This is a genomic window from uncultured Succiniclasticum sp. (assembly GCF_902793885.1).
In the GTDB taxonomy this organism is placed as follows: Bacteria; Bacillota; Negativicutes; order Acidaminococcales; family Acidaminococcaceae; genus Succiniclasticum.
The window spans coordinates 1-16,216 of the sequence record NZ_CADBFF010000023.1 but is presented as its reverse complement, the minus strand read 5'-3'; the positions used below and the strand labels follow the sequence as shown (position 1 = coordinate 16,216).

24 protein-coding genes are annotated in these 16,216 nt (G+C 49.3%); 5 read left to right on the top strand and 19 right to left on the bottom strand.

The features are described 5' to 3' along the window. Positions 1 to 41: 41 nt before the first annotated feature. The 8 genes from QZV31_RS10605 to QZV31_RS10570 all read right to left on the bottom strand — a co-directional run bounded on the left by QZV31_RS10605 (position 42) and on the right by QZV31_RS10570 (position 5,154). Positions 42 to 617 (bottom strand): biotin transporter BioY, encoded by a 576-nt coding sequence (locus QZV31_RS10605; protein WP_295360419.1) that lies wholly within the window; start codon positions 615 to 617, stop codon positions 42 to 44. 15 nt (positions 618 to 632) lie between these two features. After that, positions 633 to 2,024, bottom strand: a complete 1,392-nt coding sequence (gene bioA / locus QZV31_RS10600; RefSeq protein ID WP_295360417.1) for an adenosylmethionine--8-amino-7-oxononanoate transaminase — start codon at positions 2,022 to 2,024, stop codon at positions 633 to 635. 19 nt (positions 2,025 to 2,043) lie between these two features. Then, a complete protein-coding gene (gene bioD, locus QZV31_RS10595) occupies positions 2,044 to 2,817 on the bottom strand; it encodes a dethiobiotin synthase (protein ID WP_295360415.1) in 774 nt (257 codons plus the stop codon). A gap of 208 nt (positions 2,818 to 3,025) precedes the next feature. Next, positions 3,026 to 3,088: a hypothetical protein gene (locus tag QZV31_RS10590; RefSeq protein WP_366508721.1), complete on the bottom strand. Its 63-nt coding sequence runs from the start codon at positions 3,086 to 3,088 to the stop codon at positions 3,026 to 3,028. 229 nt (positions 3,089 to 3,317) lie between these two features. Then, positions 3,318 to 3,695: a 4Fe-4S binding protein gene (locus tag QZV31_RS10585; RefSeq protein WP_295360412.1), complete on the bottom strand. Its 378-nt coding sequence runs from the start codon at positions 3,693 to 3,695 to the stop codon at positions 3,318 to 3,320. Between the two features lie 211 nt (positions 3,696 to 3,906). Next, positions 3,907 to 4,785 carry a twin-arginine translocase subunit TatC gene (gene tatC, locus QZV31_RS10580; RefSeq protein ID WP_295360409.1) on the bottom strand — a complete coding sequence of 293 codons (879 nt, stop codon included), beginning with the start codon at positions 4,783 to 4,785 and terminating at the stop codon, positions 3,907 to 3,909. Between the two features lies 1 nt (position 4,786). Beyond that, positions 4,787 to 4,972, bottom strand: a complete 186-nt coding sequence (locus QZV31_RS10575) for a twin-arginine translocase TatA/TatE family subunit (RefSeq protein ID WP_093730354.1) — start codon at positions 4,970 to 4,972, stop codon at positions 4,787 to 4,789. Positions 4,973 to 4,974: 2 nt separating this feature from the next. Further along, entirely contained in the window at positions 4,975 to 5,154 is a 180-nt protein-coding gene (locus QZV31_RS10570; RefSeq protein ID WP_093730353.1) for a hypothetical protein, read from the bottom strand. A gap of 321 nt (positions 5,155 to 5,475) precedes the next feature. On the opposite strand from QZV31_RS10570, the gene QZV31_RS10565 reads away from it, so the two are divergent. From QZV31_RS10565 to QZV31_RS10555, 3 genes are all read left to right on the top strand, one after another. Beyond that, positions 5,476 to 6,516 carry a beta-eliminating lyase-related protein gene (locus QZV31_RS10565; RefSeq protein ID WP_295360404.1) on the top strand — a complete coding sequence of 347 codons (1,041 nt, stop codon included), beginning with the start codon at positions 5,476 to 5,478 and terminating at the stop codon, positions 6,514 to 6,516. Positions 6,517 to 6,746: 230 nt separating this feature from the next. Beyond that, positions 6,747 to 7,109, top strand: coding sequence for a VOC family protein (locus tag QZV31_RS10560; RefSeq protein WP_295360401.1), 363 nt, complete (start codon positions 6,747 to 6,749; stop codon positions 7,107 to 7,109). A gap of 97 nt (positions 7,110 to 7,206) precedes the next feature. After that, positions 7,207 to 7,626, top strand: a complete 420-nt coding sequence (locus tag QZV31_RS10555; RefSeq protein WP_093730350.1) for a DUF3842 family protein — start codon at positions 7,207 to 7,209, stop codon at positions 7,624 to 7,626. A 144-nt stretch (positions 7,627 to 7,770) separates the two neighbouring features. Here the strand turns inward: QZV31_RS10555 and QZV31_RS10550 are convergent, their stop codons facing one another. Then, positions 7,771 to 8,175 carry a CGGC domain-containing protein gene (locus QZV31_RS10550; protein WP_295360396.1) on the bottom strand — a complete coding sequence of 135 codons (405 nt, stop codon included), beginning with the start codon at positions 8,173 to 8,175 and terminating at the stop codon, positions 7,771 to 7,773. Between the two features lie 76 nt (positions 8,176 to 8,251). Here QZV31_RS10550 and QZV31_RS13005 point away from each other — a divergent pair, with 76 nt between their 5' ends. Further along, on the top strand, positions 8,252 to 8,404 hold the full coding sequence (locus QZV31_RS13005) for a manganese efflux pump (protein WP_366508720.1): 153 nt from the start codon (positions 8,252 to 8,254) through the stop codon (positions 8,402 to 8,404). Between the two features lie 100 nt (positions 8,405 to 8,504). Here the strand turns inward: QZV31_RS13005 and QZV31_RS10545 are convergent, their stop codons facing one another. Then, complete coding sequence (locus QZV31_RS10545) at positions 8,505 to 8,993, bottom strand: hypothetical protein (protein WP_295360393.1); 489 nt, start codon at positions 8,991 to 8,993, stop codon at positions 8,505 to 8,507. 110 nt (positions 8,994 to 9,103) lie between these two features. Here QZV31_RS10545 and QZV31_RS10540 point away from each other — a divergent pair, with 110 nt between their 5' ends. Further along, positions 9,104 to 9,625, top strand: a complete 522-nt coding sequence (locus QZV31_RS10540) for a methylated-DNA--[protein]-cysteine S-methyltransferase (protein WP_295360391.1) — start codon at positions 9,104 to 9,106, stop codon at positions 9,623 to 9,625. A 289-nt stretch (positions 9,626 to 9,914) separates the two neighbouring features. On the opposite strand, the gene QZV31_RS10535 is transcribed toward QZV31_RS10540, so the two are convergent. The 9 genes from QZV31_RS10535 to QZV31_RS10495 all read right to left on the bottom strand — a co-directional run. Beyond that, entirely contained in the window at positions 9,915 to 10,136 is a 222-nt protein-coding gene (locus QZV31_RS10535; RefSeq protein ID WP_295360389.1) for an RNA-binding S4 domain-containing protein, read from the bottom strand. A 26-nt stretch (positions 10,137 to 10,162) separates the two neighbouring features. Next, entirely contained in the window at positions 10,163 to 10,867 is a 705-nt protein-coding gene (locus tag QZV31_RS10530; RefSeq protein ID WP_295360466.1) for a L,D-transpeptidase family protein, read from the bottom strand. Positions 10,868 to 11,056: 189 nt separating this feature from the next. Beyond that, the gene (locus QZV31_RS10525) at positions 11,057 to 11,449 is read right to left on the bottom strand and encodes a hypothetical protein (protein ID WP_093730342.1); all 393 of its coding nucleotides are present in this window, start codon (positions 11,447 to 11,449) and stop codon (positions 11,057 to 11,059) included. 15 nt (positions 11,450 to 11,464) lie between these two features. Beyond that, a complete protein-coding gene (locus QZV31_RS10520) occupies positions 11,465 to 11,923 on the bottom strand; it encodes a hypothetical protein (RefSeq protein ID WP_295360386.1) in 459 nt (152 codons plus the stop codon). After that, complete coding sequence (locus tag QZV31_RS10515) at positions 11,920 to 12,045, bottom strand: hypothetical protein (RefSeq protein WP_295360383.1); 126 nt, start codon at positions 12,043 to 12,045, stop codon at positions 11,920 to 11,922. Before QZV31_RS10515 ends, QZV31_RS10520 begins: the two co-directional genes overlap by 4 nt. A 91-nt stretch (positions 12,046 to 12,136) precedes the next feature. Beyond that, positions 12,137 to 12,409, bottom strand: coding sequence for a hypothetical protein (locus tag QZV31_RS10510; protein WP_093730340.1), 273 nt, complete (start codon positions 12,407 to 12,409; stop codon positions 12,137 to 12,139). 136 nt (positions 12,410 to 12,545) lie between these two features. Next, a complete protein-coding gene (locus QZV31_RS10505) occupies positions 12,546 to 13,802 on the bottom strand; it encodes an STAS domain-containing protein (RefSeq protein WP_295360380.1) in 1,257 nt (418 codons plus the stop codon). Between the two features lie 79 nt (positions 13,803 to 13,881). Beyond that, positions 13,882 to 15,522, bottom strand: coding sequence for a carboxylesterase family protein (locus QZV31_RS10500; RefSeq protein WP_295360377.1), 1,641 nt, complete (start codon positions 15,520 to 15,522; stop codon positions 13,882 to 13,884). Positions 15,523 to 15,760: 238 nt separating this feature from the next. Then, positions 15,761 to 16,216 (bottom strand): ATP-binding protein (locus QZV31_RS10495; protein WP_295360374.1); only part of this gene is annotated, 456 nt, incomplete at its 5' end.

The following is a 16,216-nucleotide window of genomic DNA, read 5'->3' as shown; positions in this document are numbered from 1 at the left end:
ACGACTTCACAAAAATGAAGAGCCCTGATTTTTCAAAATAGTTATACGTGGCTTCCGGTCGTATGACACGCTTTCACACCGATCACCGGCACAAGCCGGGAACCTAAAATGGCAGCGACCACGCATAACACGGCATCCCCCGGCACTGCCAGAATGAAACAGTACAACACCAGCGGCCAGATTGCAATAGGTGTTCCCAGGTAATAATTGCTGATCATATAACAGTAAACCATACCGCACAAATACACAACGGCCAGGTTCAATGCATTGCCCAGCAGCAGATTTTTGAATGAGGAGCCTCCGGTTTTTTCCGCAAAGTATCCGGAAATATAGGCGCCGATGGCAAAACCCGGCAGATAACCGAAGCTTGGTTTAAGGATATAGCCGGGCCCACCGCCTTCCGCAAAGACAGGCACTCCCAGCAGCCCCAGCACGATATACAGGATCACGCTGGTTGCTCCCAGGCGTGATCCCAACAGCACGCCTGCCAAGGTAGTGAACAGAAACTGCAGGGTAAACGGCACTACGGGAACCGGAATGCGAATGAAGGCGCCAATGGCAATCAGCGCGGTAAAAATCGCACACAGGATCTGGTTTCGTAATTTTGAATTGCGCACAGCAGAGGCCTCCTATCAAAACGCGCAGGGATCGGAAAACGAATTCACGTCCTGTTTACGTACTCTGTCAAAGATTTCTTCCATAGATTTTGTCAAGCGCGACAGCATTTCATCCATTTCTGCCGGTGTGGAACACAAAGGCGGCATAAAGACGATTACATCACCGATGTTACGAATAATGAGTCCGTACTTCCGCGCATTCTGACAGATACCGCCCGCCATTAAGAGACCGGGATCAAAGGGAATCCGGTTCGCTTTGTCACGCATCAGTTCAATGCCACCCAGCATGCCGCACTGACGCGCCTCTCCCACATATTCCATTTCATTGATACGATTAAAATGCTGACGGATCATTTCCATTTTAGGCGGCAGGCCGGCAATCACATCATCCTCCTTAAAAATGCGAAGGCTGGCCAGTCCCGCTGCGCAGGCAAGGTTATTCCCCGTATAGGAATGTCCGTGATAAAACGTCTTATATTCTGTCGGCTCGCCCAAAAACGCGTTGTAAATTTCGTCCGTCACCAGCGTCGCTCCTAACGGCAGATAACCGGCGCTGATGCCTTTGGAAAGACACATCATGTCCGGCAACACATTTTCATGATTGCAGGCGAACATCAATCCGGTTCGCCCAAACCCCACCGCTACTTCATCCACAATCAGCAGCACATTGTATTTTTTCGTCAGGTCCCTGACGCCTTTGATGTAACCTTTCGGCTGCATCAGCATGCCTGCGGCACATTGGCACAACGGTTCGATAATCATGGCCGCCGTATGGGACGCGTGCTCTTTCAGATACGCTTCCAGTTCCTTTAATAAAGCATCCAGGAATTCCTTTTCCGAATGTACGTCCATCCTGGTATGGTAGAACGAGGGACAGCTGACACGGTGAGTCGAAAACAGCAGCGGTTTATAGGCCTTGTGGAACACTTCCACATTACCAACGGAAACTGCGCCTACCGTATCGCCGTGATAGGAATCGCCTAAATTAATGAAATCTTTCTTCTCCGGATGTCCGGCGTAATTCCAGTATTGGAATGCTATCTTGATAGCAGCTTCCACGGCCGTGGAACCGTCGTCGGAATAGAAGACTTTATTTAATCCATCCGGCGTAACTTCCACCAGCTTTTCCGCCAGTTCGGCAGAGGGTTCGTTAATCAGTCCCAGCAGCGTGCTGTGTTCCACTTTGTTTAATTCCGCAATGATTGCTTCATTAATTTCTTTCCGCCGGTGCCCGTGGATATTGACCCACAGACTGCTGATTGCATCCAGATACTCTTTCCCTTCCGTATCATACAGTTTCACGCCTTCCCCATGGTCAATTACTAGCTGGGGATTCTCCAACCATCCTTTCATCTGGGTAAAAGGATGCCAGATATATTTTTTGTCCAATTCTTCCCATTTGTTCATCTAAGCGTCTCCTTGTTCTTTAATTACGCATTTCTTTCGCCAGTTCCAGAATTTTGTCCAGTTCAACAGTTTGCTCCGTAGTCAGGGCCAGCTTCCGTGGATCGTTCATTTCTTCTTCTGTCATCCTGGGAAGCTTTCCCAAAACCGGAAGCCCCGTCAGCTTTTCGTAGTAATACAGATTACCTTTCTCCAAATCTCCCGCTGTTTCTTCATTCCATTCGTTCACTATAAATCCCAAAACCGGAATACCGTGCTGCTGACAGTAATAGGAAGTCAGCACCGCGTGATTAACATTTCCCAATATCGGTTTTACTACAATTAAAACCGGAATGCCCAGTGCTTTAAAATAGTCCTTCACCAGAAACTCTTCCGTAATCGGCGCCGTGATACCTCCAATACCTTCCAGCACGGAGACCTCATGACCGGTCATACAGGCCTTCGCGCCTTCAATCATTCTTTCCGGCTGAAGTGTTACGCCTTCCAGTCTGCTGGCTTCTGCCGGAGCCAAAGCAGCTTCTAATATTACAGGAATCACTTCCTTGCGCAATGCGTCAGGATAACCCGCACATTTCATCTGGAACTCCGCATCTGTTGAAATCAGTTCCCCATCCTGCCGCCGCACACATCCGGAAGCAACCGGTTTGAAAATGCCCGGTGTAATTCCACGAAAACGCAATGCGGCTGCCAACGCCCCTGTCACCACGGTTTTTCCCATTTCCGTATCCGTTGCTGTAATGCCTATTGCAAGCAAACCCATACCCTCTTTCTTTGGTTTAATAGATGCCTTCACCATTTGCCCTGCAACGTTAACCACGCTTCAGGCATTGGTTTACGTTAAAATTATAAGGCGGAATCGCAAATACGTCAACTTCATTTTTGCATAGGTTGACATTTTTTTAGAATAGCAAAAACACCGGGTAATAAAAACAGGACGCGTTTCAACTCAAACCAAGTTGAAAGCGTCCTGTTTATTTATGAATGCCGGGAGAATCAGTTTTCTATTACTTGCTTTCTTTCCCAAACCATTTTTCGTAAATCTTGTCGTACTCCCCGCTGTTATTCAGTTCCGCGAGCGCTTTATTGAGGCCTGATTCTTGGTTCCAAGATACCGGTCAACCTGGCAGAACTGTTCATTCGCTTTTTAGAGCGTTCCATCATCAGCCTTATCATTGCTTCTGCTTTTGCCCATATGATTTTCTAGTTTTCAATTTGTTTTTTTCTCCCAACCGAACCGGATGGCCCCAAACTTACAGGCTGCCTTGCAGTCGCCGTAGGAAATGCACTCGCAGTCTCTCACTTTTCTGATGTCCATTTTACGGTTCGCAGGCAGCCGTTGCAGTGCACACACTTATTTTCGTCCAGCTTGACGGAAAGCAGCGCGATTTTGTTAAACAGACCGTAGAATGCCCCGAACGGGCAGATAAACCGGCAGAAGGCCAATGCCAGCAACAGCAGCCAGCATAAAACCCGCAGGGGAAGATAGGCCAGCTCGTCCGCAAACAGCCTCTGCATGAAATTCAGCGGGCAGCCCGCCACCGACGTCGGACAGTAACGGCAGTTCAGCCCCGGCACACAGAATTCACTGTTGATATATTTCGCAGGGATATCGCTGATTAAATTACAGTTGTACAAAATGGCCGAACAGAGTTGCAGCAGACGGCGGGTAACCATGATGGCCCATTTCTCCTTTACTGTTTTATTCTTTAAGGATACGCTGATTAAATGAGTTTGTACGATGACCGAGGGCTTTTTACGACTGACAAGGAAATGGCCCGAAGGTGCAGCAGTAGCTGCGTTGAGGAACATTGACGCAGTCAGTCACAAAAAGCACCGGTCAGCGTGCAGACGTATTAATCATCGTTTACTTAAGTTTAAAACGCTATCACAAAGAAAGTTCCCGGGCCCGGCTGCGTTCCTGCCATTTCACACAGGCAATGCTGATTTCAAACAGCAGCACCGCCGGCAGCGCCATCATGATCTGACTGATTACATCCGGCGGCGTCAGCAACGCCCCAATCACAAAACTCAATAAGATGGCAAAGCGTCGGCCCTTTTTCAGGGTAGCGGAATGCAGCACACCCGCTTTGGCCAAAATGGAGCAGGCCAGCGGCATCTCAAAGATAATACCAAAGGGAAGCACAAAGCCTATCAGAAAGGAAACATAACGGTCGAGGGCCAGCAATGGCAGCGCCGTATCGGCTCCCACATATACAAAAAAGCTGAGAGCGGAAGAAAACACCGCAACATAACCAAAGGTTACACCCAAAACAAAAAGGAACAGGGACAGAAACGTCCATCCCAGCGCCAGCTTCTTTTCTTCCGGATAAAGTGCCGGGCGCACGAATGCCCACAGCTGCCATAACAACACCGGCGATGCCAGAATCACGGCACAGAGAAACACCACTTTCATCTGTACGTAAAGCACGTCCGCAAGCCCGAGATAAATGAACTGTACGCCTTCTTTTTTCACCGGCGCCGTTACCAGGTCCATAATCCGCTGCGGCCCCACATACATCAGGCATGCAAAACATACCACAACAGCCGCCACGCATTTCAGCAGCCGCTGACGCAATTCGCCGATATGTTCCCAGATGGGCGCCTCGCCATTGCTGTCATCTTTCGCCGGCTCCTGCAGATGATCCGCTCGTTCGTTTTTTTGTTCAAAGTCCTTCAACGGCGGCGTTTCGTCAGCGTGCAACGTTTCAGCGTGAACGTTTTTCCGCTGTGTTTCCCTTTCCGCCGTCTCTTCTTTGCACTGCATTCTATTTTTCCGCCTTGACAGCCGTCGGTTCTTCTTCCTTTTTCTCAGACCCTTTATTCACCTCTGACCGGAATTCCCTCAGGCTTGTGCCCAGCGCTTTGCCCAGTCCGGCCACCCGGCTTCCGCCAAACAGTACCAGCGCAATCATTAAAATAACCAGCAATTCTGTTGTCCCGATACGTCCCATGCTTATTCCTCCTTGTTCTCTTCCGCGTCTTCAGCCAGCGCAAGCCAGTTCGTTTTCAGAAAGCTGCGCACGCCCAGATACATCTTTGCGGATTTCTTTGCTATGCGCGGCAAATCTTTCGGCTCCAGCAGCAAAACCGCCAGCACCACAATAACCAGTAACTCGCCAAATCCGATTTCCATTTCGAAGCCCTTTCACCTGAACGCTTTCCACGGTTGTGGCAAGCCTTACTCTCCCCCGTTATCTTCATGCATCAGTTAAAAACGTGATTTCTATATTATTTTATTATAACAAAATATCAGTAGAAATACCACGACTGTTTTCATTTCTCTCCTGCACACAGAACGTTTTGTTACTTATTGGCTGTGAATAGTAACGCGCACAGTACTAGATATGTTATAATTAGAAATACAGCAGGATACAGTTAGTTGAAGTAAGAGAATCGCAACATGCGACGGAATCGGATCGCAAAGCATTTTGTGATAAGAAAGAGGAACCATATCATGATCAGTTTGCAAAACGATTACAGCGAAGGCGCTCACCCGCAAATTCTGAAACGTCTGGCGGAAATCAATCTGGAACAGAACCCAGGTTACTGTACGGACAGCTATTGCGCCAGCGCGGCAGAAAAAATCAGACAGGCCTGCGCCTGTCCGGAAGCAGATATTTTCTTTTTAGTAGGCGGAACCCAGACCAACCAGGTCGTTATCGATACAATGCTGGCGCCCTATGAGGGCGTTGTTGCGGCCTGCACCGGACACGTAAGCATGCATGAAGCCGGCGCCATTGAATTCACCGGCCACAAAGTGCTGGAACTTCCGCATCATGAAGGGAAGATTGAAGCGGCAGAATTACAAGAATTAGTCAGCCGTTTCTGGCAGGACGGTAATCATGAGCACATGGTGTTTCCCGGTATGGTCTATATCTCCCACCCTACTGAATACGGTACGCTGTACAGTAAAAGAGAACTGGAAGCCATTGCCCGGGTCTGCCACGAACATAAGATGCCGTTATATATGGACGGAGCCCGCCTGGCATACGGGCTGACAGCTCCCGGAACAGATGTTACACTGGCAGACATTGCCCGTTTCTGCGACGTATTTTATATCGGCGGCACCAAATGCGGCGCCTTCTTCGGAGAAGCCGTGGTATTTACCAGACACAACCTACCCGCTCACTTTCTGACCCGGGTCAAGCAGCACGGCGCGTTGCTGGCCAAGGGACATATGTTGGGCATTCAGTTTGACACCCTCTTCACAGACAACCTGTACTGTGAAATCGGCGCCCACGCCATCCGCCTGGCGCAGCTTTTGCAGAACGGTTTACGGACCGCGGGGCTGCCGCTCTATATTAACTCCCCTACCAACCAGCAATTCGTGGAACTGTCGGATACGGTAATCAAAAGACTGGACGAACGGGGTGTCGTGTACAGTTTCTGGGAAAAAACAGCACCGGACAAAACGGTCATCCGCTTTGTCACCAGCTGGGCCACAAAAGAAGAAACCGTCCGGGAACTAATCAAGATACTGAAAGAAATACTATAAGTTAAAAGCAGAAAACGCCGGCCGTTCCAGCCAACGTTTCCTATAATCTATTCTTTTACTATTGCAAAACGGGGCCTGCAGATTGCAAACAAAAAATACCGGGGTATGTCAGCAAAGATAATCCATACCCCAGCCTGCATTTCAATCGCAAATACTATAAGCATATGATATAATAAAAAAGCAAATCTGCGAAACTTAATACGGAAATTTATGGGAAGGAGCTGTACACTATGATCAAGTTTGCCCACAACAATTTCAACGTGCTGGATTTGGAAAAAAGCCTGCAGTTTTATCAGGAAGCGTTGAACCTGAAAGAAGTCCGCCGGACAGAAAAGCCGGACTTCACATTGGTATATTTAGGCGATAACGGCGAGACGCCCCACACGCTGGAACTGACCTGGCTGAAAGATCGTAAAGAGCCCTATAACCTGGGCGAGAATGAATTCCATCTGGCTTTTGTCACCGATGACTACGAGGCCCTCCACGAAAAGCATAAAAAGATGGGCTGTATCTGTTATGAAAATCCCATGATGGGCATTTATTTCATCAATGACCCGGACGGCTACTGGCTGGAAATCCTGCCGGTACGGTAAGGTAAAAAGCTGATTCAATACGTTTGTGGCGTCACCAAACCGCGCATACAAGTGAATCAGCCGTTCCAACTATTCTAAAAACATGGAGAAGAAGAACATGCGTATCATTGTGATTGACGGACAGGGCGGCGGCATCGGCCGCTCTTTGGTAGAATTACTTGTTAAAAATTTCCCGGACGCGGAAATCGGAGCGACAGGAACCAATTCCATCGCAACGGAAACTATGCTGAAAGGAGGACCGTCCTTTGCAGCTACCGGTGAAAACGCAATCTTGTTTAACGCTGCAGAAGCGGATGTGATTATCGGGCCTGCAGGCATCATCATGGCCAACGCCCTTCACGGGGAAATCAGCCCGGCCATCGCCATGGCAGTTTCCTCCAGCAAAGCAAAGGTCGTGCTCATTCCCATGAACCACTGCCGTGCATACATCGCCGGAGTGGAAGAGAAAAAAGTAGCGGAATACCTGCAGGACGCAATAGACATTATCCGGCGAATTATGAAAGAAGAAGAAAAGTAAAAAAGCTATGCCGTCAGCCATCTCTGCAAGGATGACCGACGGCATTCGTATTTGAAAAACAGGTTTGTCAAACCAATGCCATTTTGTTAATCGCAATTCTGAAAAAATCAGGTTTGTCAGCCCGACGCGTTTTTCGGTTCCTCTTCATTCAAACGGCTGATAAATCCCCTCTGCCCTTTTGCGGCTTGCCGTTTTGGAAAGGTAGGTTCCTTCAATCACAGGAAAACCCCGGCGCGCAATGGTCTTCTTCAGATAATTCTTAAAAGGACAGGGCAGACGGTGATGGTTCTCCGAGCAAATACAGGTAGACAGATGAATCACCACGTCCTCTTTCTTTTCTTCGTTGGCCAGCAGCCGTTTTTCCAGATTTTCAATTTTTACATCAATTCCGGCTCCGCAGCAGCCGCCGCAGCTGACAGCCATGTACCGGGTGTCCTCCGGATATCCTTCCATTTTCCCGCTGCGCCGGGTAAACGCTTTCATGCAATTATATCCGGAACAGCGCCGGGTCACCAGCTCGCACTGCACAATTACCACTAATTTTGACATGGTCATTCCTCCTCAACTATGGTATAATGAAAAATTGTAAAAAAGAAAGGATAGCAGATAGTATTCTGAACAGGAGATCGGCATCGTCACTTTTTTCATTTCCTTTGCGGGAGGCACCATCGGTTTTAAACTGGGGGAACAGTTCCGTAGTCACTCCACCCGGGCCGGCGGTTTGGTTCTCTGCCTCATCGGGCTGAAAGTACTGCTGGAACACACAGGGTATCTGTAACACACTGCTTATGCCAGCAGCATGACGGCCTCACCCGCTCGTGCTGAATGAAAGAAAGCGGGCCACAATTTTTCTTACTAGTAAAACCAAAGTCTGTTTTTCACATGGCTTCGTCTGCATCAGGCGAAGCTGTTTTTATAAAAGAACGAACGCGCTTTTCCGGCTTCAAGGTGTAGTCGGTCCAATACAGTACATTTTCATCGAAACTGTAATATAAAAGTCCCGACCCGTTACGATACCTCACCTTATCTTTCACGGTGCCGTCACGTTTCACCTTTCGCAATACAAAGAGGCCATTTTCATAATACAGACTGCCATCTTTCTGGTAGTGCGCCCGCATGATATACACGTCCATTTTGGGAAGCTTGTCGCGTACAGCGACAGTCACATCATACCATTCCGGTTCATCCGCCGGCGTAACGGATATAAGCAGACGACCGCCCGCCTTTTCTTCCCAGTAACCTTCGTAGCTTTCCGGCGCAATCATTTCATAGTCTTTTCTGCCTGTCTGAACGGGCCGGTCGGCAAAAACCGACGGGCAGCATAAAAGGGTAAGCAAAAGCAGGCAAAGGGCAATTAGTTTTTTCATTTTGACTCTCCAATCCTAAGGAAACACTGATTAATTTGTCTACCTAAAGCCTTTTTCCTGATTTTACTCCAAAAACAAAAAAACATCAAATACATTAAGGAGGAACAAACATGGACTATATACACTACTACCAGTCGCCGCTGGGGGAAATCATTCTGACCAGCGACGGCAAGTCCCTCACCGGCCTATCGTATGACTTCCCGAAAATGCTGTTGCCTTATTTCATAGAAAAGCCGCTTCCCATTTTTACGGAAACGGACCGCTGGTTGGATATCTATTTCAGTGGAAAGAATCCCGACTTTACCCCGAAACTGAGTTTGAAAGTAACAGGTTTCCGGAGAATGGTATGGGATATCCTGCTCACGATTCCGTTCGGCCAGACGATAACCTATGGGGAAATCGCCAGCCGTATTGCAAAGCAAAGAGGCATTCCCCGCATGTCCGCTCAGGCGGTAGGCGGCGCTGTCGGCCACAATCCGATTGCACTGATTATCCCCTGTCATCGGGTAGTGGGAGCCAACGGCAGTCTCACGGGTTACGCCGGCGGCATAGACAAAAAAGAACAGCTGCTCAGGCTGGAACAGGTTGATATGAGCCGTCTTTTCATCCCCAAACGCGGCACTAAACGATAAGGCACAGGATTATAAGGAGCTTTCTCTGGAGAGCAACACAAAACGCTGCACGGTTTGGGTGCAGCGTTTTCATTTATACACTCTTTGGTTGCGTTTGAATGGTGCGTTTTCTTTTTATAAATCCTGCAGCCGAACGTAAAGCGGCTTTTCGTTTTATACTTCCTTCCATGCTCCACTCCGGCGAAGCGTCTCACTCTTGTGATATTTTTTTATCATGTGCAGTAAAATCAGTCAAAAAACGCGAAAGTCATTCCTTCTATTCTGCTAACCTCGTTCTATGCCGATTAACTCACTCTTCCGTTACATAAATTGCATATTCACGGTTCAGGACTACCGTGCTTCCCGGCCGTACCTTTTTCCGTTTTTCTTTTAACACGACCCCGTCCATGGTTACGTGTCCCTGCTCAATTTCATACGAGGCCTGTCCGCCGCTTTCCACAACGCCGGCCAGTTTCAACAGCGACGAAGCAGGAATATATTCTGTGTCTATTGTTACTGTTATTTTTTTCATAGGTTCTCTCTCCAATCACGCTCTATTTATAGTTTTCCCCCCAGATTCTCCAGCGAATCGATCACGATCAGGCAGTTCGGCCGCACATGTTTCATCACATAACGCATCTTGTCTTTCGGCACGGCAATACAGCCGCCGGTAAAGGGTTTGTTCGGCCCGAAGCAGTGCATAAAGAGCGCCGATCCTTTTCCGGGTATGTGAAGACGGTTATAATTGATGTTCAGGCAGTACTGATAATGCTCTTTGTAATCAATAATATGTTCGCTGTTTTCTTTGTCCAAAGAGGGATAGTTCCGAATGTCCACCATGCGGTCATACTCCATGCCCGGCCGCTGATCGCCCGACCAGTAGGTGTTTTTATCAACCTGGGTGTATGGAATGGCGCAGCCGGGATCCGGGGCAATCCCAAAGGCTTTATTAAAACGGAAGGTACCTGCAGGCGATTTCCAATCCCCCTCTTTTTCTTTTCCCAGTCCTTCCCTGCCGATAAAACCCGGCGTAGTCATAATCTGGTGCCAGCGTCCGTCTTTTTCTTTCTCATGCATGGAAATCCAGGCTGTCGTTTTTCCAACGCCGCCTACCACGATGAGCTGCTCTGTCTTTGCCGCGGCAGGCAGCGCCGTCACCCATTCCGGAGACAGCGTTTCTTTCGCGTGTCCGGCTTGCCCCGGCATGGAAAGAAGCACAAGTGTAACCAACACCGCCAAACCAATTGAACGCATCTGTTTCATCACTTGTTTTCCTCCTTATATTGCATTAATAGGACAATTTTAGCGCGCAAGGCCGGACGGCTTCAAGGCCTTTCATCTTAACGCCCTGTAATATGGATTCATGGTCAGGTTCACGATGTATTTCTACTACAATATAGAACATAAAAAGTCATCGCACCCGTTTTCCTGTCCTGTTTTTGGTGATATCTTTCACTTTCTTTTGTCCATGGCCTCTTTCCATGCCATGTATTCGTTCTTATCCAATTCCATTGCAAACCGCCAGCCATTCGCCAGTTCACAGAGAACAACATGCTTTTCATACGCCGGGGTTCCACTCAACGCGGCTCCGATGATTCCCCATACCGGACCGCCCGCAAGATATCCAACCAAAGCGCCTGTCGCCGACCGGTTCGGAGAAGAATGAATTTCAGCGCTGACCTCTTCAACTTTTACAAGGGATTTAGCGATATCCAACTTTTGAACCGCCAACGTATCAAGCTGATAATTGTAGTATTGTATATCGAAACCCGATGAAAAGAAATGCTGTGATATGCCTATGATTTCTATATTTGAATCTTCAATTCCTCCTAAATATTTCGCCATGGTATCCCCTTCACATCAGATTGCCACATCAATTTTGGCGCTTACACCTACTCCCTGGACACGAGTACAATGAGACGGATCAATCGAATCGACCGGTATCAGTGCCTGTACACGGAATGATCGGTTCAGAAAATCCCCTTCCAGCGCCAACGCACCTTTGCACTTGTCAACCAAAGCACGAGGACCGCTGATCTGCGCCGCTCCTACATAACCTTTGGTGCCAACCGCAATAATCGGCACGACCTTGGTTGCATATGAATCAGAAACAGGGTATTTTGCTGTCAGCTTGTTGATAAAGGTGTTCAGTTCGTTTCCATACTTGTCTACCAGCCAAACGATACCTCCTGTTTTAACCGCTTTTCCTATGTTTCCCAGAACGCTCCCAGCGTCCGCTTTCGGAACTGAAACCATATTGCCTGCCATAAAACCTAGTACTGCTGCAACAATGATAGCCTTTTTCCCTTTCAACATCATTCAGCCTCCCTCATATCAGACTTCTCGTTCATAAAACCGTACGTATAACGGCATAGCTTTACATACACTGTTACCACCGGTTTACCCCACAGAGTATCCATACCGCCCCAGCTGATGGTCATGGTATTGTGCCGCTCTTTGTTGCCGGCGCAAAGCTACGCCCATTTCTTGTCGAACTGTGTAAATATGTCTGTCGTATAATTCGCCATGATATCAATCCTCCCTGACTATCTTTTCATCGTTCTGATTTATCCTGCTCCACCGCCGGTATTCGATCACAATACAGAAATACAGGAGTACTGCCGTTGCAACAAGCACCACCATAAATGACAGCTCGTCCAGTTCGTTAAAGACGCTGGCAGCCTGCATCAGGACGGCATTCCTGTCTGAAAACTCGTATATGTAAATTTGTCCCACCATGCCCGCTAGCATACCGATCAGGCCGGCAACCACAAAACTATAGCAATAACGCAATATTCGGAACATTTTTGTTCTTCATCTTCCTTTTGCATTCTCTTTTTTACAAGATTATTATACCAAAAAAAGAGGTGGCCATGCCAGCCATCTCCAATTATATGATTCATTTGCAAGTGACGCCCAAACAACGCACTTTTCTAAGCTCCTATTGTTCACAGATTTCAGTGAAACTGAGCTTTTCATTTTGTTCCAAAAGTTTCTTAACAAGCGGACTGACATGAATCAGCGTTACACCGCACTTCGTTTTTTCCTCCATGGTCAGCAGCACGCGAACACCTGCGGAGGAAATATACGTAAGCCTTTCGCAATCCACAATCGCCCTTTCAATATTTGTTGCAGTTTTTTCTTTCTCCCATTTCAGCAACAGCTCCGGCGCCGTGATGCTGTCGAGCCTGCCGCAAAGCGAAACACGGAACAATCCGTTTTCCATGGTATAGTGCATTGCAAAGGGTTGTTCCTTATTCGTTGTATCACTTCGGAGTTTGCGCGCCCCGTCCAGGGTGATGACCCAATAATAGCAATTACCCATCGCCTTCTTGAACTGTACTATTTGTTCCGACGTAAGGAAGCGATACGTACTGAGTTCGGGCATATACTCCGCCAGATTAAGCTTTTCGGCCTTTAAGCCAAATTTTGCCAGAAACGCTTCTGTCCGCTTGACTGAACCGGGAATATCCGCCGCATCAATGATAAACGAATTGGAGAGGTTGGCCACATCTGACTGTTTCTTGGCAGCGTTCCCGGCCGCCTCCAGCTTTTTCATCCAGTCTTCCCCAAAGAGGGATTGAAACGTCAGGAAGAACTGGATCATAAATTCCGGGTCCGGTGTAAACCAGGCACCGCCATGCACTTCCAGCAACGTGCAGACATTATTTACAACAGCCTCCAGCTCGCTTTCGGTAAAGTACATCATCATGCCTTCCGTTGTGATACACAGAGGCCCTGCCGTTTTTTCCAGCGCCGCGTCCAGCGAGTCATAATTAGTGGCATCGACCGGATGAAAGGCCATGCGCTCCGGATACGCTGTAAGGGAATGCATAACCGGTTCCATTTCCTGCACGACGATGGGAAGATCCAGCCCAATAAACTGAATCCCCTTAGCCGTCAAATGGAATGCCTTCGGCGTATAGCCACAGGGCAGATCTACACAGGTACGGTAACCGGAATTTTCAATCAGGGAACACATGGTGCGGTACTTTGCTTCCACCACCAGTGCGTTGCCAAGGATCACTGTGGAACCCGACAAATCCTGAAGCGGTTCCTTATTTTCTATTTTCAGGGAACGGACAATGCGTTCAGCATCCGGTATTTCCGCCTGCGCCATCAGGCAAACCGCTGTTTTTGCTGTCACGAATACGGGATTGGTCCGTGCCATTGCGCTGTAATCAGATTCAGTGTTCATAAGAGAATACACCTGCTAATATATACAAAACAAAGTTGCCAAAATTGACATGGAAGCTAATCTATATTGCCAAAAGAGTCTAGGAATTCTGCCCGCGCGCGGCGACGATATCCAAAAGGTAGCCGGGCGTAAAGAACTTGTCCATGAACTGGTAGTAGCCCAGCAAGGGGAGCACGGCCTTGTACTGATCGGCCAGAAGGCCCTGTTCGATATGAATGTCATCCGGCCCGGCGATGACCAGGACGTTCTGGTCGTCCACCGAGTACGCCTTCCATTCGACCTTGTCTGTGGACGGGTTGCCGCAGCGTGCGAAATTGGTCCACATCTGCTGAACAGCCGTGAAGATCTCTTCGGGGATGTTGGTGCCATTGAAGGTGCTGTCCGTCCCCACGCCGCGAAAGTCGAACACGAACAGGAGCTCCACGGAATGCGCTGCCCCCATATCCGGGTTGCTGCCCGGGTACGACCAGTAGTAGCAGAACGTCTTGTTGAACGCGCTCTGGGCGTCGAGCTGTTGGAGCATGGGAACCCTGAACATGAGCTCATTTATGAACTCCGTCTCCACAAGTCCCGGCTCCTGATCCCTGCATACCCGCCGGAATTCTTCGTAATACTTTTTGTCCTCTTCCTTCAGGTAGGGAACTGCGTCGCCCGCAGCGCGCCGGGCGTATAGTTTTTGTTCTTCCAGGCTCAGACACGGGCCCTCGCCCATGAACAGCCTCATCTCGTCGGCCGTGGTGCCTGCCATGATGGATATGTGCTTTGCGTAACCTTTCCGGTACAGCTCGATGGGCGCCTCGGGGAGCACCTCCGTTCCGTAGTAGGGACAGGATGTGAACTTGCCGACCGCTTCGACATACGCCTTCTGAAGCTCCTCTTCGGACAGCGCCATGATGTCGTCCATGGTCTTGCAGCCGGTGTACTCCAGCAGCGCCTTAGTTTTGCCCTGCGCTGCTTCGCAGTCAACCGGGAAGGCCAGGGTGGTCGAGCCGCTCTGGGCTATGACCTTCTGGAAATACCGGTTCGCCTCCTTCATGACCGGCAGAATGGAGACAGAGCCGCCGCCAGCGCTTTGCCCGAAGATGGTCACGTTGTCAGGGTCGCCGCCGAAAGCGGCGATGTTCTCGTGCACCCACCTGAGCGCCATAGCCTGGTCCAGCAGGCCGTTGCAGGGCGCCGTCTTAAAGTTTTCGCCGCCGGGCACCGACGAGAAGTCCATGAAGCCGTACATGTTCAGGCGGTAGTTGATGTTCACCATGACGATGTCACTTTGCTTTTGGACGAGATTGGCTCCGCTGTAGGATATCTCCGACCCCGAGCCGGTGACGTAAGCCCCGCCGTGGATCCAGACCATCACCGGCTTCTTCTCGGTCTTGTCGTCGGCATTGACCCAGATATTCAGGTAGAGACAGTCCTCGGAGACCAGCTTCTGTATGCAATCCGGGTAGCCTAGTGAGCCGAAAGCACCCTTTCCGTAGTACCTGGCCTCGAAGACCCGGTCGCTCGCGTCCACGTACTCCGGCGCCTTGAAGCGGCGCTCGCCCACAGGCGGCTTCGCGTAGGGGATGCCCAGCCACGACGCGACCCCGTGCTCCTCGGTTCCGACGAAGGTGCCGTTCACGCACTTCACGGCATGGGCCTCGTCGAAGCCTCCCGTGATTTCGCTGTTCAAGTACTCGTACGGCTCGTATCTGATTAGATCCTTGAATTCCCTTTTCATAGCTCGAATTCCTTTCTTTCCCTATAATGTAAAATACTTTGTCAGCGGGCAGGTACGCTCCCAGTCTATGATACCGTAATCGGCCATGTAATTACCTACGCCAAACTGGCGCACACCTTATTATTAATTATAACAAAACAACCGCAGATAAATCTACGGCTTGAACCACAAAAAATCACCGGACACTTTTATACGCCCGGTGAGGAGATTAAAACCTAAAGCACTACGAAGATATCTTTTACTGATTCACCTGCGTCCGCAACTGAATCGCCTCTGCAATATGCGCCGCTTGGATATCGTCGCTGCCTGCCAGGTCCGCAATGGTACGGGCCACTTTCAGAATCCGGTCGTAACTGCGGGCGCTGAGCCCCAGCTTGCAAAATGCGTTTTCCATCAACGTATTGCAAGATGCATCCAGTTTGCAGAACCGTTCCACCTGCCGGTGATTCATGGCGGCATTACAGAAAACACCGTACCGTTTTAAGCGTTTCAGCTGAATCGTACGGGCCGCACAAACCCGTTCACGGATCTGCGCTGACGTTTCTTCCGCCTCCGTGGTCCGCAAATCTTCATATTTCACACGGGGCACATGAACCTGCAGGTCAATGCGGTCGGACAAAGGGCCGGAAATCTTGCGCTGATACCGTTCAATCTCAAAAGGACGGCAGGTACATTCTTTTGTCTCGTCACCAAA

Bases quoted from the DNA above. Each gene is read 5' to 3' on its own strand.
- bioA (WP_295360417.1), bottom strand. From the start codon at position 2,024: ATGAACAAATGGGAAGAATTGGACAAAAAATATATCTGGCATCCTTTT.
- bioD (WP_295360415.1), bottom strand. From the start codon at position 2,817: ATGGTGAAGGCATCTATTAAACCAAAGAAAGAGGGTATGGGTTTGCTT.
- QZV31_RS10585 (WP_295360412.1), bottom strand. From the start codon at position 3,695: ATGGTTACCCGCCGTCTGCTGCAACTCTGTTCGGCCATTTTGTACAAC.
- tatC (WP_295360409.1), bottom strand. From the start codon at position 4,785: ATGCAGTGCAAAGAAGAGACGGCGGAAAGGGAAACACAGCGGAAAAAC.
- QZV31_RS10575 (WP_093730354.1), bottom strand. From the start codon at position 4,972: ATGGGACGTATCGGGACAACAGAATTGCTGGTTATTTTAATGATTGCG.
- QZV31_RS10570 (WP_093730353.1), bottom strand. From the start codon at position 5,154: ATGGAAATCGGATTTGGCGAGTTACTGGTTATTGTGGTGCTGGCGGTT.
- QZV31_RS10565 (WP_295360404.1), top strand. From the start codon at position 5,476: ATGATCAGTTTGCAAAACGATTACAGCGAAGGCGCTCACCCGCAAATT.
- QZV31_RS10560 (WP_295360401.1), top strand. From the start codon at position 6,747: ATGATCAAGTTTGCCCACAACAATTTCAACGTGCTGGATTTGGAAAAA.
- QZV31_RS10555 (WP_093730350.1), top strand. From the start codon at position 7,207: ATGCGTATCATTGTGATTGACGGACAGGGCGGCGGCATCGGCCGCTCT.
- QZV31_RS10550 (WP_295360396.1), bottom strand. From the start codon at position 8,175: ATGTCAAAATTAGTGGTAATTGTGCAGTGCGAGCTGGTGACCCGGCGC.
- QZV31_RS10545 (WP_295360393.1), bottom strand. From the start codon at position 8,993: ATGAAAAAACTAATTGCCCTTTGCCTGCTTTTGCTTACCCTTTTATGC.
- QZV31_RS10540 (WP_295360391.1), top strand. From the start codon at position 9,104: ATGGACTATATACACTACTACCAGTCGCCGCTGGGGGAAATCATTCTG.
- QZV31_RS10535 (WP_295360389.1), bottom strand. From the start codon at position 10,136: ATGAAAAAAATAACAGTAACAATAGACACAGAATATATTCCTGCTTCG.
- QZV31_RS10530 (WP_295360466.1), bottom strand. From the start codon at position 10,867: ATGAAACAGATGCGTTCAATTGGTTTGGCGGTGTTGGTTACACTTGTG.
- QZV31_RS10525 (WP_093730342.1), bottom strand. From the start codon at position 11,449: ATGGCGAAATATTTAGGAGGAATTGAAGATTCAAATATAGAAATCATA.
- QZV31_RS10520 (WP_295360386.1), bottom strand. From the start codon at position 11,923: ATGATGTTGAAAGGGAAAAAGGCTATCATTGTTGCAGCAGTACTAGGT.
- QZV31_RS10515 (WP_295360383.1), bottom strand. From the start codon at position 12,045: ATGACCATCAGCTGGGGCGGTATGGATACTCTGTGGGGTAAACCGGTG.
- QZV31_RS10510 (WP_093730340.1), bottom strand. From the start codon at position 12,409: ATGTTCCGAATATTGCGTTATTGCTATAGTTTTGTGGTTGCCGGCCTG.
- QZV31_RS10505 (WP_295360380.1), bottom strand. From the start codon at position 13,802: ATGAACACTGAATCTGATTACAGCGCAATGGCACGGACCAATCCCGTA.
- QZV31_RS10500 (WP_295360377.1), bottom strand. From the start codon at position 15,522: ATGAAAAGGGAATTCAAGGATCTAATCAGATACGAGCCGTACGAGTAC.